Raw genomic sequence first — 14,364 nt, 5'->3', positions numbered from 1 at the left:
GCGCCATACGTGCTCGGCGCGTATGGCGCACCACAGGTCGCGGGCACCTCGTGAACGCTGACGCAGAGCGGGCGCGCGTTCACGCCGCCGGGCTGCTCGCCTCCCAGCTACGGATGCAGGATGGGATCGCGACGTACGCCCAGCTCGTGGCGGGTGGGGTCACCCGTATCGACATCGAGCGCCGGGTGCGGCGCAACGAGTTGCGGCGGGTGTATCCACGGGTCTACGTCGACCACACCGGACCGCTCACCTGGACACAACGAGCATGGGCAGCCGTGCTCTACGCCGAACCCGCGTTCCTGTGCTGGACCAGCCTCGAGCAGCCGAAGGGTCAGGACCTCGGCGCCCCGATCCATGTTGCCATCGACAAGTCGCGCCGGGTCATATCGCAGGAAGGACTGGTGATACACCGCCTGGCCGCGCTGGCGCCGCGCACCTACGGCGGCACGCCACCGAGGCTCACGGTCGAGGACAACGCGCTGATGATCGCCGACCGGGCACGCAGCGAGATCGACGCGATCGCAGCCTTGGCGCAGGTCGCGAGCAGGAGGTACGTCACCGCGGACTCGCTCCGCGCCGCACTGGGCCGCTACCCATCCCTGCGTCGCAGATCCCTCGTCGCCGCCATGATCGACGATCTCGAAGCCGGCACTCATTCGGTCCTCGAGCACGGCTACCTCACCAGGGTCGAGAGGCCGCACGGGCTGCCCGCCGGGCGTCGGCAGGCTCCACGGACCGGTCCGAACGGCAACCAGTTCCGCGACGTCGAATATCCGGACCACCGGCTGGTGGTCGAGCTCGACGGTGCGCTGGGTCACGAGTCGTGGCGCGACCAGGCCCGTGACGCAGACCGGGACCTGGACGACCTGGCCAGGCTCGGATCGGTCACCGCGCGGTTGCGGTGGCACCAGGTGTTCGACACCCCGTGTCGTACGGCCGCTCGGATCGGCAGGATCCTGACTCGCAACGGTTGGACAGGTGCGGTGTCACCCTGCAGGGATGGGTGCATGGCGACAAGGAAATGAACCCGTGGAGCGCTGTACGTACCAGGTACGTATAACGCTCCACGGGTTCTGCGCTGAGGGGCCTCAGCCGTTGACGCGGGTGGTGAGGCCGGTCGGGCCGCCGGGGCGGCCGTGGCACTGCTTGAACTTCTTGCCCGAGCCGCAGGGGCACAGCTCGTTGCGGCCGACCTTGGCGTAGGGATCGTCGGCGTTGCTGACGGTGTTGCCCTGCGCCTCGGCCTGACCCTGCTCGTCCGGGCCGGAGAAGGCCAGGTGCTTGGGGGCGGCAGGCTTCTGCAGGCCCTTCGCGGTGATCTGCGGAGCACTGGCCGACGCCTTGGCCGCCTCGGCCTTCAGCGCGGCGGAGATGTCCTGGAGCCCACCGGCCTGACCGACGCCGACCGGCGGCTCGGCGAGTGCACCCTCGTGCATCGGACCGGCGTGACGGGTGCCGTCGGGGTGGTAGTGGACCTCCGGTTCTGCCTGCTCGACCTGGACCTCCAGGTTGAACAGGTAGCCGACCGCGGCCTCCTTGATGCCGTCCATCATCGCGGTGAACATGTCGTAGCCCTCGCGCTGGTATTCCACCAGCGGGTCACGCTGCGAGTACGCCCGCAGCCCGATGCCCTCGCGCAGGTAGTCCATCTCGTAGAGGTGCTCGCGCCACTTGCGGTCCAGCACGGAGAGGACGACCTGGCGCTCGACCTCGCGCATGCCCTCCTCGCCGATCTCCTCCTCACGGTTGTCGTACGCCTCCTGGGCGTCCTTCTTGAGGATCTCGATCAGCTCGTTGCGGTCGAGGTCGTCCTTGCTGCCACCGGCCTCCGCGATCAGCTTCTCGGGCTCGACCGAGACCGGCCACATCTGCTTGAGGTCGGTCCACAGCTGGTCGAGGTCCCACTCCTCGGCGTACTCCTGGGTCGCGCCGGTGACGACGCCGGTGACGACGTCGTCGATGAAGGTGCGGATCTGCTCCTCGAGGTCGGCGCCCTCGAGCACCTCGCGGCGCTCGGCGTAGATCACCTTGCGCTGACGGTCCATGACGTCGTCGTACTTGAGGACGTTCTTGCGGGACTCGAAGTTCTGGCCCTCGACCTGGGTCTGCGCGTTGGCGATCGACTTGGTCACCGACTTGGCCTCGATCGGCACGTCGTCGGGGATCTTCAGGGTGGTCAGGATGCGGTCGACCCACTCGCCCTTGAACAGGCGCATCAGGTCGTCCTCCAGCGACAGGTAGAAGCGGGACTCGCCCGGGTCACCCTGACGGCCGGAACGACCACGCAGCTGGTTGTCGATGCGGCGGGACTCGTGGCGCTCGGTGCCGAGGACGTAGAGACCACCCAGCTCGGTGACCTCCTCGTGCTCGGCGGCGACCTGCGCCTTGATCCGCTCGACGGTCGGCGCCCAGGCCTGCTCGTACGCCTCCGCGGTCTCGCCCGCGGGCTCCAGGCCCTGCTTGCGCAGCTCCTGGTCGGCGAGGAAGTCGACGGAGCCACCGAGCATGATGTCGGTGCCTCGGCCGGCCATGTTGGTGGCGACCGTGACGGCACCCCTGTGACCGGCCAGCGCGACGATCTTGGCCTCGTCGGCGTGGTACTTCGCGTTGAGGACGGTGTGCGGGACGCCGCGCTTCTTGAGGATGTTGCCGAGGTATTCGGACTTCTCGACCGAGACGGTGCCGACCAGCACCGGCTGGCCCTTCTTGTGGCGCTCGACCAGGTCGTCGGCGACGGCCTCGTACTTCGCCTCCTCGGTGCGGTAGACGAGGTCGGGCTGGTCCTTGCGGATCATCGGCTTGTTGGTCGGGATCGGGACCACGCCGAGCTTGTAGATCTTGTCGAACTCCGACTCCTCGGTCATCGCCGTACCGGTCATGCCGGAGAGCTTCTCGTAGAGGCGGAAGTAGTTCTGCAGGGTGATGCTCGCCAGGGTCTGATACTCCTCGCGGACCTTCACACCCTCCTTGGCCTCGATCGCCTGGTGCAGACCGTCGTTGTAGCGGCGACCGGCGAGCATGCGGCCGGTGTGCTCGTCGACGATCAGGACCTCGTCGTTGGCGACGACGTACTCCTTGTCGCGGCGGAAGAGCTCCTTGGCCTTGATCGAGTTGTTCATGAACGAGATCAGCGGGGTGTTGACCGCCTCGTAGAGGTTCTCGATGCCGAGGTGGTCCTCGACGACGGTGATGCCCCGCTCGAGCACCGCGATGGTGCGCTTCTTCTCGTCGACCTCGTAGTCGACATCCTTGGTCAGCGTCTTGGCGATCGTGGCGAACTCGTCGTACCACTTCACGTCGTCCTCGGTCGGACCCGAGATGATCAGCGGGGTGCGGGCCTCGTCGATGAGGATCGAGTCGACCTCGTCGACGATCGCGAAGAAGTGGCTGCGCTGGACCAGGTCGGCCATGGAGGAGGCCATGTTGTCGCGCAGGTAGTCGAAGCCGAGCTCGTTGTTGGTGCCGTAGGTGATGTCGCAGTTGTAGGCCTCGCGGCGCTGAGCCGGGGTCATCTGCGGCAGGATCACGCCGACGGTGAGGCCGAGGAAGCCGAAGATGCGGCCCATCATCTCGGCCTGGAACTTCGCCAGGTAGTCGTTGACCGTGACGACGTGGACGCCCTTGCCAGCCAGGGCGTTGAGGTAGGCCGGGAGCACCGCGGTCTGGGTCTTGCCCTCACCGGTCTTCATCTCGGCGATGTTGCCGAGGTGGAGCGCGGCACCGCCCTGGATCTGGACGTCGTAGTGACGCTGGCCCAGGACGCGCTTGGTGACCTCGCGGACCGTGGCGAACGCCTCGGCCATGATGTCGTCGAGGTCCTCGCCGTTCTCCAGGCGTTGCTTGAACTCGTCGGTCATCCCCCGCAGCTCGTCATCGCTCATCGCGACGAACTCGTCCTCGATCGCGTTGACGGCCTTCGAGATGGCCTCGAGCTCGCGAAGGATCTTGCCTTCGCCGAGGCGAAGGATCTTGTCGAGAATTGCCACGGTGGCGGGCTCCTACTAGCGGCAGACAGATAGCACGCTCACTCTACCCACCTCCCGGTCACCCACTCACACCAACGGCGCCAGCAGAGGTGCCAGGTCGCCCTTGGGATCGACCTCGACGGCGCTCAGACCGAGCCAGCCGGCGAGCCGTTCGAGCTCGGCGGCCAGCTCGATGGCCGTCTCCACGGGGGCGCCTGGCTCAGCAAAGGCACCCTTGACCTGCAGGGTTCCGCTCTTCCGGTCGGCCTTCAGGTCGACCCGGCCGACGATGTGCTCGCCGAGGAGGAACGGCAGCACGTAGTAGCCGTGGATCCGCTTGGGCGCCGGCGTGTAGATCTCGATCCGGTAGAAGAAGTCGAAGAGCGCCTCGGTGCGCTCCCGCTCCCACACCAGCGGGTCGAACGGGCTGAGCAGCGCGCGGGCCGCGATGCGCCTCGGTAGGCGGGCCCCGGAGAAGAGGTACGCCTGCTTGCGGATGCCCTCGACCGCGACCGGCTCCACCTCCCCGGCGTCGATGAGCCGGCCCAGCGCGCGGGTCGTGTCGTCCACACGCATCCGGAAGTAGTCGGCGATGTCCTTGGCGGTGCCGACCCCGTGGGACCGGGCCGCGCGGCGTACGAGCTCGAGGTGGGCCTCGTCCCTCGACGGCGTCGGCGCGTCGAGGTGGACCCTCGGGATGACACGCTCGGGCAGGTCGTAGGCGACCTCGAACTGGTCGTTGCGGTGCGAGATGGCCAGCTCGCCGAACATGTAGAGGATGTCGAGGGTCTTGCGCGAGTCGGACCAGTTCCAGCCCCAGTGATCCTTGGTCTGCGGGCCGGCGTCGTCGAGGTGTCTTGCCGCCTCGCGGGCCGTCACCGCGCCCTGCTCGGCCACCAGCGCCAGCACCTTCTCCTTCATCCCGTCCGGCACGCTCCCCCACCACTTCGACCCCTTGGTGGCGCGGTAGTCGTCCATCCGCCACTGCATGTGCGGCCACAGCTCGACCGGCATGAACGCCTGCACGTGGGCCCAGTACTCGACCATCCTGCGGTCCCGGTGGCCCTTGCTGGCGCGATGCAGGAGCCCGGTGTCGTACGCCCCCATCCGGCTGTAGAGCGGCATGTAGTGCGCGCGCTGCAGCACGTTGACGCTGTCGACCTGGAGGACTCCGGTGCGCTCCAGGGTGCGCTGGAACGTACGCATCGTGGGCGTGCTGTGGGGCTTGTCCGCGAACCCCTGCGCCGCCAGCGCGATCCGGCGGGCCTGGGAGCGGCTGAGTGTCTGAGAACTGAGCACGAGTCCGACTCTAGAGCCGGTTCCGGACAAGCATCGTCCGGAACCGGCTCCGACCCGTGCCCGGTGCGAGACCCTGAGTCCATGGCACCTTCCACGGAGAGCTCGGGACCGGCCGGCCACCCGGCCGTCGACGCGCTGGCCGACCGCCTCGCGAGTCTTCCCTGGGTGACCGGTCTGTACGTCGCCGGATCGCTCGCCTCCAACGACCATGTTCCGGGCGTGAGCGACCTGGACCTGGTCGCGCTCACCGACCGCCCGCCCGACACGCAGCCGCTCTCGTCCATCCACGGCGAGCTCGATGCCGGCGTCGCTGCGGGCGACGACCTCGGCTGTGCCTATGTCGACGTCGCTCGACGAGACGACCCCGAGGCGCCCCACCCCACCTGGACGCACGGACGGCTGGTGCACCGACCGCTGACCACGATCCCCCGCGCGGAGCTGGCCGTCCACGGCCTGACGGTGTTCGGCGAGGACGTGCGGACGGCGTTCCCGCCGGTCACCGAGGACGACATCCGGAGAGCCTCACGTGAGGAGGTCTGCGGCTACTGGGCCAAGGCGGTCAGGCACCCGGCCTGGTGGATCCTCGAGCCCGAGGTCGCCGAGCTGGGCCTGACCGCGATGGCCCGTGGGCGGCACGCGGTCGAGCACGGCAGGCTGCTCACCAAGACGGCGGCGATCGCGCATGCCGATGCGCCGGCCTGGCTACGGGACCGGCTCCGCGAGCGACGCCGAGGTGACCCGGCGCCGCTCCCTCGGCTGCGTACGGCGTGGATCGCGTGGAACGATGCCCGCCGAACGGTCGCGGCGCTCCGCCCGTGAAAGAAGCATTTCTTTCACAGCGGACCGAAGACCTCGCCGACATCGGCATCCAGCGCGAGCGACTCGAGCACGCCGAGCAGCTTGCGCTCCTCGTAGCGGAAGTGGGACTCCATGATCGCGGCGATGCCTTCGAGGTGCTTCCCGAGATCCTCGGGGGTGGCGGCCTGGTCGACGGCGGACTGGAGGCCACCGAGGAGATGGCCGATCATGGAGTGGTCCTGCTCGAGATAGCGGATCGTGTCACGCAGCTCGGGGTGAGCTGCACCGATCGCCGGGAACAGCGAGCGGTCCTCGCCTTCGTGGTGACCCGTCAGGGCCGCACAGAACCCATGACAGAACAGCAGCAGGTCACGAGCCGCCGGCTCGGCGGGATCTCCCGCGGCGATGGCCTCCTGCGTCACTCGCAGTGCCGTGCGCAGCCGGTCGTGGACCCGCCGCATCTCATCTGCCCAGGCGATCAGCCTGGTCTTCTCGCCCTCAGTCACGTGAGGGCGAAGGGGACGACAACATCATGTCGAGCTCCTTCGTGTCCGGCGCCTCCATGCCTGACACGGTCTGTCACCGGCACGCGACGCTGCCCCGACCCTACCGAATCCACTTCCGGGACGCGCACTTCCGGCATAGCGTCGCTGCTCATGACGACACGGTTCGGGATCAAGCTCAGCCAGGCAGCACCGATAGAGGACTACCTGCAGGTGTGGCGCACCGCCGACGAGGCCGGCTTCGACCACGTCTGGGTCATGGACCACATCGCGAGCCTCGGCGACGACCCGACCCAGCCGATCTTCGACGGGTGGGCGATGCAGGCCGCGATGGCGGTCGCCACCGAGAACGTACGCATCGGCTGCATGGTCACCGGCAACACCTACCGCCACCCCGGGATGCTCGCGAAGCTCGCCGCCACGGTCGACCACCTCTCCGGCGGGCGCCTGGAGTTCGGGATCGGCGCGGGATGGGCCGAGCGTGAGCACACCATGTACGGCTTGGAGTTCGGCACCTTTCGCGACCGCTTCGACCGGCTGGAAGAGGCGCTCCAGATCATCCGCTCCCTGTGGACCTCGCCCACCACGACATTCTCCGGCGCTCACTACTCGCTGGCCGACGCGGTCGCCGAGCCCAAGCCCGTCCAGCGGCCGTATCCGCCGATCTGGATCGGCGGCAGCGGCCCGCGGCGTACGTTGAGGATGGTCGCGCAGTACGCGGATGCCTGGAACGCCACCGGCGAGACGCCGGAGGAGTACGCCCGCCTCGGCTCGATCCTCGACGCCCACTGCGCCGACGTCGGCCGCGACCCCAGCGAGATCCGGCGCACGGTGCAGCTGCCCGCCGGTGGCCCGGTCGACGAGCTCCTGGCCCGGGTCCCCGCCTACCGCGCCGCCGGAGCCTCCGAGTTCGTCCTCGTGCTCCCCCGCAGTCGCGACCACCTGTCCGCGCTCGACACGATCACCGCTGCCCTGCCGCGGTTGCGCGAGGCGGCCTCGTGAGCGCGCCGGGGCTCAGTCGACGTTGAGGAGCTTCTGGCGCACGGCGTACATGACCGCCTCCATGCGCGAGTGGGCCTGGAGCTTCTCCAGGATGTTGCGTACGTGGTTCTTGACGGTGTTCTCCGAGATGAACAGCCGTTTGGCGATCTCGCGGTTGTTGAGGCCCTTGGCGACCAGGCCGAGGACCTCGAGCTCGCGGTCGGTGAGCTTGGGGCCGGGGACCGAGGAGCGGTCCGGCCGGGACATCTGCTTGAACTCCTCCATCAGCTTGACCGCCATGGAGGGGCTGATCAAGGACTGGCCGTCGGCGACCACCCGGATCGCCTGGGCGACCTGGTCGATCGAGGAGTCCTTGAGGAGGTAGCCCATCGCGCCGGCCTTGACCGCGTCGTAGAGGTCGGCCTCCTCGTCGGAGACGGTCAGCATGATGATGTTGGCCGAGGGGACGGCCTCCTTGATGGCGACGCAGGCCTCCAGGCCGGTCTGCTTGGGCATGCGTACGTCGAGCAGCACGACGTCCGGGGCGGAAGCCGCGGCGCGCTCGGTGCCCTCGATGCCGTTGGTCGCCTCGCCGATGACCTCGATGCCGGGCTCGCTCGCCAGCAGCGCGACCAGGCCCCTTCGGAAGAGCTCCTGGTCGTCGACAACCAGGACGCGGACCGGCTCACGATCGGCACCAGATGTAGATGACACGAATGCATCATGGCACGTAACTGATGATGACAAAGAGAATGGCCGGGACTCATCCATCTGAGGGATGGATAAGTCCCGGCCGACGTGCTTACGAGCGGTTGCTCGTCACGGCGGTCAGACGAGGTCGGTTCGGTTGAGCGCGATCACGCCGTAGTCGTATCCCCTCCGGCGGTAGACGACCGCCGGCCTCATCGAGTCCTTGTCGATGTAGAGGTAGAAGTCGTGTCCGACCAGCTCCATCTCGTAGAGGGCCTGGTCGAGCGTCATCGGATCCGCGGTGTGCGTCTTCTCCCGGACCACCAAGGGCCCCTCCCCCGTCACCGTGATCGGACCGACCTGGTGCTCCCGCACGGTCTCGTCCTCGAGCTGCTCGGACTCGGTCGTCGAGCCCAGGCCGTCGGGCTTGATGCCCGCCAGTGCCTGCCCGACAGATACCGGCGTACGACGGCCGCGGTGGACTCTGCGGCGGTCGGCGGCGCGGCGCATCTGGGAAGCCATCTTGTCGACAGCCAGGTCCAGCGCCCCCATCTTGTCCTCGGCACACGCCTCGGCCCGGATGACCGGACCCTTCGAGTATGCGGTGAGCTCGACGTGTACGGCGCCCTTGTGCTGACGCGGGTTGGGCTCGTTGTCGACCTCCACGTTGATCCTGATGATGCGGTGGTCGTGCTTCTCGAGCTTCGCGAGCTTCTCGGCTACGTGAGCGCGATAGCGGTCTGAGACCTCTGCGTTGCGGGCCGTGACGACAACTTCCATCGGTACCTCCCGGTGTTTCGGGGTTGGCGGGATCCCGGACGGTCAGCGCATGTGACCTCCGGGGTACGGAGTCCGCCCGGCCGACCTGGTCTTCGACCCCACAATCGCCTGCTGAGGCTTAGCAGCTTGGTGCCACTCCACCTTCTCCTTGCTGGTTCCCGCATCTGACGGGAGGGCAAGGGCAGGACTTATCTCTAAGCCGCACCGTGATCCCCTTGCCCCAAAATCTGGGTGCGAAGGGTTACGTGGACCGTTTCGCCTGCGACTGGCATCGGCTTGCCGCTCGGATGTCCGCAACGCGGACCTCTCTGCGACGCAACCACGGACCCAGGCGGACTCCATGTAGTGACGGTAGTTCGCCGATCTGCCCCACGAAAGCCCTTCAACAGAATTACATGACGGTTTCCTACATTTGAACGCGAGACCGACGCTGGGTGGCCGCTACGGTCGCGATCGCTCTCACCCCGAGACCGACCGATTCCAGCGCTCGTTGAGCCTCCCGGGCGGTCGCGCCGGTGGTGATCACGTCGTCGCAGACGATGAGCGTCGCCCGCGGGATCTTTCTGGCAAGTGTCCGGATGCCGGACGCGGGACAGGTGATCGAACCGTCCAGGTTGGCCTGTCGCTGCCGGGAGTCGAGCCCGGCCTGGTCCGCGACGCCCGGTCTGGTGCGGAGCAGCTGGTGATGGCGTACGTCGAGCCCGTGCTGCCTCAGCACCGCGGCTGCCCTGCGGGTGATCGCCGTGGTGCTGTCGAGGCCGCGCTCGCGCACGGAGGCCGGGCGCGACGGGACCGGGACGAGGACCGTCGGGCCGGTGCCGGTCGCCGCCATCGCCTCGAGGACGGAGAGTGCGAGCAGGCCGGCCAGAGGGCCGCGGAGGCCGAGGAGCTGGTGTTCCTTCAGACCGATGACGAGCTGCTTGAGGGTGCCGTCGTAGGGCCCTGCCGCGAAGACCGGAGCGATGCCTGGTGGCGCCGGGCTCGGCGGGCTCGGCCGGGCCGTGTCGGGGAGGGCGGCGCGGCAGTCGTGGCAGAGCAGCCTGCCTGGCCGCCCGCAGCCGACGCAACGGCCGCCGACGACCAGGTCGTGCCACGCGTCGGCGAGCTCGATGCGAAGAGACATGGGCCCGAGTCGACCAGGATGCCCGCGACGGGGCAACCAGGGGCTGCGTACCTGTGGATAAAGGTGTGGAGAGTCAGCCCTGGTAGGTGATGTCGGCGAGGTCGGAGGGCAGCTCCAGGTCGAACCTGTCGAGGGGGTCCAGGAGGGTCCAGCTGGAGACCGCATAGAGGCGGGCCGAGGCGACCGGGGAGCCGACCACACCGGTGACCCGGTCGCTGAGGGTGTAGCGCTCGCCGCTGGGAGCGCCGTCGAGCGAGACGGACTGGAAGAGCGCGGTCGAGCTGATCTGCTGGACCGCGACGATGGTGGTCGGCGAGGTCCAGGCGATGTCGGTGACCCGCATCGTCGCGGAGTCCGGGTGCGGCAGCAGGACGGCCGACGTCGCGGTCGTGATCTCGCCCTTCGAGCTCGCCCGCAGGCGGCTGACCACGATCCGGTCCGAGGACTCGCCGTCGATCACCGCCACGAACCGGGTGCCGTCGCGGGAGACCAGGAACCGGGTCACGTTCTCCCCCGTCACCCCGGGCACGGCGACGCGGACGCGGCGGTCGCCGTCGACGTACATGACCCGGGCGCCGGTCGAGTCCTTGTCGACCAGCCAGAGTCGGCCGGCGAGGTCCCAGGAGGGCCTCAGCAGGCGGGTGCCCTTCACCGGTGCCTTGGTGAGCTTGCCGTCGCTGGTCAGCTCACCGACGACGACGCCGGTGCGGTCGGCGGTGATCGCGGCGGCGGTCGAGCCGTCGGCATCGACGGCGACGTCGGTGACGCCGTGCGACTTTGCCCAGGCGCCGAGCACCGGCACCCACGGGTCGCCGTTCTCGCCGGTGCTGGTCACCAGCGCTCCGCCACGCAACGCGTAGAGGTCGACCCGCGCGGAGGTGCCGTTGGGGTCGTAGCCGCCGCCACTGTCGACGCTGAACGTCTCTCCGTAGCCCGGCAGCACCACCGGCTCGCCGTCGATCGTGAGCCGGATGCGTTCGACGCTGGCGTCCTGCCGCAGGGTCCAGGCCAGCTGGGCCCCCATGAGCTGTCGTTCCTCGGAGCTGTGCTCGTCCAGGTCACCGGCGAGGTCGACCTCGGCCACCCCGTCGCGTACGTCCACCGAGCGGGGCTCGTCCGCCTTGGGCGGGAGCGCGCTGCGGACCACGCCCTGCGCCTCCTCCCCCGGCCCGCTCAGCAGGCTGGAGACGAGGGTGGTGGCGTAGGAGGTGCCCTTGGGGGCGAAGATCGGCTCCGGCACCAGGGTGTGCCCGGTCGGTTCGACGTAGTAGAGGTTGCTGCGCGCGAAGTGGGTCAGGAACCAGGCCTCCTCCACCACCAGGGCGTTGGGAGCCGAGCTGATCCGCCACTCGCCCTCGGCGCGGGTCAGCTCGAAGTCGAGGATCGCCTGCGAGGCGGCGAGCTTGCCGCGCCACACGCCCCGCTCGTCGAGCCAGCCGGCGTCCTCGAGCTCCACCGAGACCCGCGGTGAGGAGCTGACGTGGCTGCCGAGCTCGCCGTAGACCAGGGTGCGGCCGGCCGGCGCCCAGTTCATCGCCGCGTCCTTGGTGAGGTAGCGACGGGCGTAGGCCGTGCTCATCGGGGTGGCCTTCATCGCGTCGAGGAAACCGTCGACGATCTCGCCCGGGGACGCCCCCGCGCGCGGGGCGCCGGGGTTGTAGGGGATGACCTCCTCCTGCGCGTCCGGCGCGGCCAGGTCGACGCTCTGGACGGGGCCGGAGTCGGGCACGCCCGAGCATGCCGCGACGAGCAGTGCGAGCGCGGCGAGGAAGACGGCGAAGACGGGTCTCACGATGCCTCCAGAGTGTCACGCGCGTCCGCCGGGACAAGTGGGAGCGGGCTGTGCCTGAGCGCCGCACCGGCATAGCGCGGAAGCGTGAGCCGGAACTGCGCGCCCTGGTCCGGGCGGCCCCACGCCTGCAGCCAGCCCCCGTGGAGATGAGCGTCCTCGAGAGAGATCGACAGGCCCAGGCCGGTGCCACCGCTGGAACGGTCCCGGGCGGGGTCGGCGCGCCAGAACCGGTTGAAGACCAGAGCGGTCTCTCCCGGGGCCAGCCCGACGCCGTGGTCGCGCACGGTCAGCGCGGCCGCGTGCTCGTCGCTGTCGATCCGGATGGTGACGGTCTGCCCCACCAGAGCATGGTCGGTGGCGTTGGCCACCAGGTTGCGTACGATCCGCTCGACCCGGCGATGGTCGACCTGGGCAATGCACGGATGGCTCGGAGCGACGACCTTCAGCTCGATGTCGCGCTTGTCGGCGAGCGGCGTGTAGGCCTCGACGACGGCGTAGGCCAGCGCGGTCAGGTCGGTGTCGTAGAGGTCGAGCACGGCCGCACCGGCGTCGAAGCGACTGATCTCGAGCAGGTCGCTCAGGAGCGTCTCGAACCGGTCCAGCTCGGTCTGCAGCAGCTCGGCCGCCCGAGCCGTCGAGGCGTCGAAGGTGTCCCTGGCCTCGTAGAGGACGTCGCTGGCCATCCGGACGGTGGTGAGCGGCGTGCGCAGCTCGTGGGAGACGTCGGAGCTGAACCGTCGTTGGACCCGGGAGAGGTGCTCGAGCTGCCGGATCTGGTTCTGCAGCCCGCTGGCCATCTGGTTGAACGAGAGCGCCAGGCCGGTGAGGTCGTCCTCGCCGTGGACGACCATCCGCTCCTCGAGGCGGCCGGCGGCGAGCCGCTCGGCGGTCCTGCGGGCGATCCGGATGGGCGTGACGACGTGGCGGGTCACGATCCAGCTGCCGACGCCGATCAGCAGGATCAGGATCGCACCGGCGGCCAGCAGCCCGCGGGTGATGACGCCGAGCGTCTCCTGCTCCTGGTCCATCGGGAAGAGGAAGTAGACGTTGTACGTGTCGTCGTGCAGCTCCAGCTGCGACCCGATCACGATGCCGGGGATCGAGGAGCGCTCGTCGTCGTAGGAGATCCGGGTGTAGGTCCACGCCGGCTCGGCACGGATCGTCTGGAAGCGGTCCTCGACGGCGCGCGGGACGCTGCGTACGTCCAGACCGGGTGTCCACTCGACACCGTCGTCGCTGATCCGGCCGGAGGTCGAGGTCACCGGGCCGGCCATGACGACGCCGTAGCCGCGCGAGACGCTGCGCTGGATGATCGGGTCGCCCAGGTCGTTGCGCTGCAGCGGCGTGCCGCCGTTGGCGCCCGAGGTCTCCGCGATGCTCGAGCGGGCCGCGGAAAGCTCCTCGGAGGCCTCCGCCTTCGCCGCGGCGACCCGGTCCTGGACCAGCTCGTCGCCGATCTGCTCGAGCAGGATCAGCCCGACCAGGCTGACGGCGGCCGCGGTGAGGAGCACGGTGTAGACCACGACGCGGGTCTGGATCGACCGGCGCCAGGTGGTCAGGAGCTTCTTGGGCGTCCGGGCTGTCGTGCGGACGACCTGCTGGAGTGTCACACGGGCCCTGCCTTGTAGCCGACACCACGGACGGTGACGACGATCTCGGGGTTCTCCGGGTCGTGCTCGACCTTGGAACGCAGACGCTGGACGTGCACGTTGACCAGGCGCGTGTCGGCGGCGTGACGGTAGCCCCACACCTGCTCCAGCAGCACCTCGCGCGAGAAGACCTGGTGGGGCTTGCGGGCCAGGCACTCCAGCAGGTCGAACTCCAGCGGTGTGAGCTGGATCTGCTCATCGCCACGGGTGACCTGGTGGCCGGCCACGTCGATGGTGAGGTCGCCGATCTCCAGCACCTCGGGCACGGCGTCGCCGTGCCTGCGGACCCGCGCCCGGATCCTCGCGATCAGCTCCTTGGGCTTGAACGGCTTGACCACGTAGTCGTCGGCGCCGGACTCGAGCCCGACCACCACGTCCACCGTGTCGCCCTTCGCGGTCAGCATGACGATCGGCACACCCGACTCCTTGCGGATCTGCTTGCACACCTCGATGCCGTCCATCCCGGGAAGCATCAGGTCGAGCAGCACCACGTCGGGCTTGTAGTCGTGGAACGCCGGCAGCGCCAGGTCACCACGGGCGACGAGCTGTGAGTCGAACCCCTCTTGTCTCAGCACGATCGCAAGCATCTCGCTCAGCGAGGCATCATCATCGACGACGAGGACCTTTCCCTTGGCGGGCTGGTCGGGTGAACTGCGATCGGCCATGTGACAGATTCTGTCACCCAGTCCGTGCGACGCGTCACATGAGCCACCCCCACAATGCGCGAGTCGGCTCGTTCTGACCCGATTCCCTGCCGAGTCGGCTCGTCGTGACGAGCCGACTC

Annotated in this window: 12 protein-coding genes; 3 read left to right on the top strand and 9 right to left on the bottom strand. The window is 68.8% G+C overall.

Features of this window, described 5'->3' with window-relative positions; translation table 11 throughout:
- The first annotated feature begins 50 nt into the window (after positions 1-50).
- A complete protein-coding gene (locus tag ACFU7D_RS24055; RefSeq protein WP_378872021.1) occupies positions 51-1,025 on the top strand; it encodes a hypothetical protein in 975 nt (324 codons plus the stop codon).
- A 63-nt stretch (positions 1,026-1,088) separates the two neighbouring features.
- On the opposite strand, the gene secA is transcribed toward ACFU7D_RS24055, so the two are convergent.
- Together secA and ACFU7D_RS24045 are read right to left on the bottom strand one after the other, a co-directional pair.
- On the bottom strand, positions 1,089-3,986 hold the full coding sequence (gene secA, locus ACFU7D_RS24050) for a preprotein translocase subunit SecA (protein ID WP_378732554.1): 2,898 nt from the start codon (positions 3,984-3,986) through the stop codon (positions 1,089-1,091).
- A 66-nt stretch (positions 3,987-4,052) separates the two neighbouring features.
- Complete coding sequence (locus ACFU7D_RS24045; protein WP_378872018.1) at positions 4,053-5,264, bottom strand: winged helix-turn-helix domain-containing protein; 1,212 nt, start codon at positions 5,262-5,264, stop codon at positions 4,053-4,055.
- Between the two features lie 81 nt (positions 5,265-5,345).
- On the opposite strand from ACFU7D_RS24045, the gene ACFU7D_RS24040 reads away from it, so the two are divergent.
- The gene (locus ACFU7D_RS24040) at positions 5,346-6,083 is read left to right on the top strand and encodes a nucleotidyltransferase domain-containing protein (protein ID WP_378872016.1); all 738 of its coding nucleotides are present in this window, start codon (positions 5,346-5,348) and stop codon (positions 6,081-6,083) included.
- 14 nt (positions 6,084-6,097) lie between these two features.
- Here the strand turns inward: ACFU7D_RS24040 and ACFU7D_RS24035 are convergent, their stop codons facing one another.
- Positions 6,098-6,568, bottom strand: a complete 471-nt coding sequence (locus ACFU7D_RS24035; RefSeq protein WP_378872014.1) for a hemerythrin domain-containing protein — start codon at positions 6,566-6,568, stop codon at positions 6,098-6,100.
- 150 nt (positions 6,569-6,718) lie between these two features.
- On the opposite strand from ACFU7D_RS24035, the gene ACFU7D_RS24030 reads away from it, so the two are divergent.
- Entirely contained in the window at positions 6,719-7,567 is an 849-nt protein-coding gene (locus tag ACFU7D_RS24030; protein WP_378872012.1) for an LLM class F420-dependent oxidoreductase, read from the top strand.
- 12 nt (positions 7,568-7,579) lie between these two features.
- Here ACFU7D_RS24030 and ACFU7D_RS24025 read toward each other — a convergent pair whose 3' ends face one another.
- The 6 genes from ACFU7D_RS24025 to mtrA all read right to left on the bottom strand — a co-directional run bounded on the left by ACFU7D_RS24025 (position 7,580) and on the right by mtrA (position 14,245).
- Positions 7,580-8,260: a response regulator transcription factor gene (locus ACFU7D_RS24025; RefSeq protein WP_176884338.1), complete on the bottom strand. Its 681-nt coding sequence runs from the start codon at positions 8,258-8,260 to the stop codon at positions 7,580-7,582.
- A 114-nt stretch (positions 8,261-8,374) separates the two neighbouring features.
- Complete coding sequence (gene hpf, locus ACFU7D_RS24020; RefSeq protein ID WP_378732565.1) at positions 8,375-9,016, bottom strand: ribosome hibernation-promoting factor, HPF/YfiA family; 642 nt, start codon at positions 9,014-9,016, stop codon at positions 8,375-8,377.
- A 406-nt stretch (positions 9,017-9,422) separates the two neighbouring features.
- Positions 9,423-10,139 (bottom strand): ComF family protein, encoded by a 717-nt coding sequence (locus ACFU7D_RS24015; RefSeq protein WP_378872010.1) that lies wholly within the window; start codon positions 10,137-10,139, stop codon positions 9,423-9,425.
- A 73-nt stretch (positions 10,140-10,212) separates the two neighbouring features.
- Positions 10,213-11,931, bottom strand: a complete 1,719-nt coding sequence (locus ACFU7D_RS24010; protein WP_378872008.1) for an LpqB family beta-propeller domain-containing protein — start codon at positions 11,929-11,931, stop codon at positions 10,213-10,215.
- Positions 11,928-13,541 (bottom strand): MtrAB system histidine kinase MtrB, encoded by a 1,614-nt coding sequence (gene mtrB, locus ACFU7D_RS24005; RefSeq protein ID WP_378732571.1) that lies wholly within the window; start codon positions 13,539-13,541, stop codon positions 11,928-11,930. The genes ACFU7D_RS24010 and mtrB overlap by 4 nt, the downstream gene beginning before the upstream one ends.
- A complete protein-coding gene (gene mtrA / locus ACFU7D_RS24000; protein ID WP_378732573.1) occupies positions 13,538-14,245 on the bottom strand; it encodes an MtrAB system response regulator MtrA in 708 nt (235 codons plus the stop codon). The genes mtrB and mtrA overlap by 4 nt, the downstream gene beginning before the upstream one ends.
- Between the last annotated feature and the right edge of the window lie 119 nt (positions 14,246-14,364).

This window comes from Nocardioides sp. NPDC057577 (assembly GCF_042801335.1).
Taxonomy (GTDB): Bacteria; Actinomycetota; Actinomycetes; order Propionibacteriales; family Nocardioidaceae; genus Nocardioides.
Note: the sequence above shows the minus strand (reverse complement) of the source record. Positions and strands in the feature narration are given on the sequence as shown.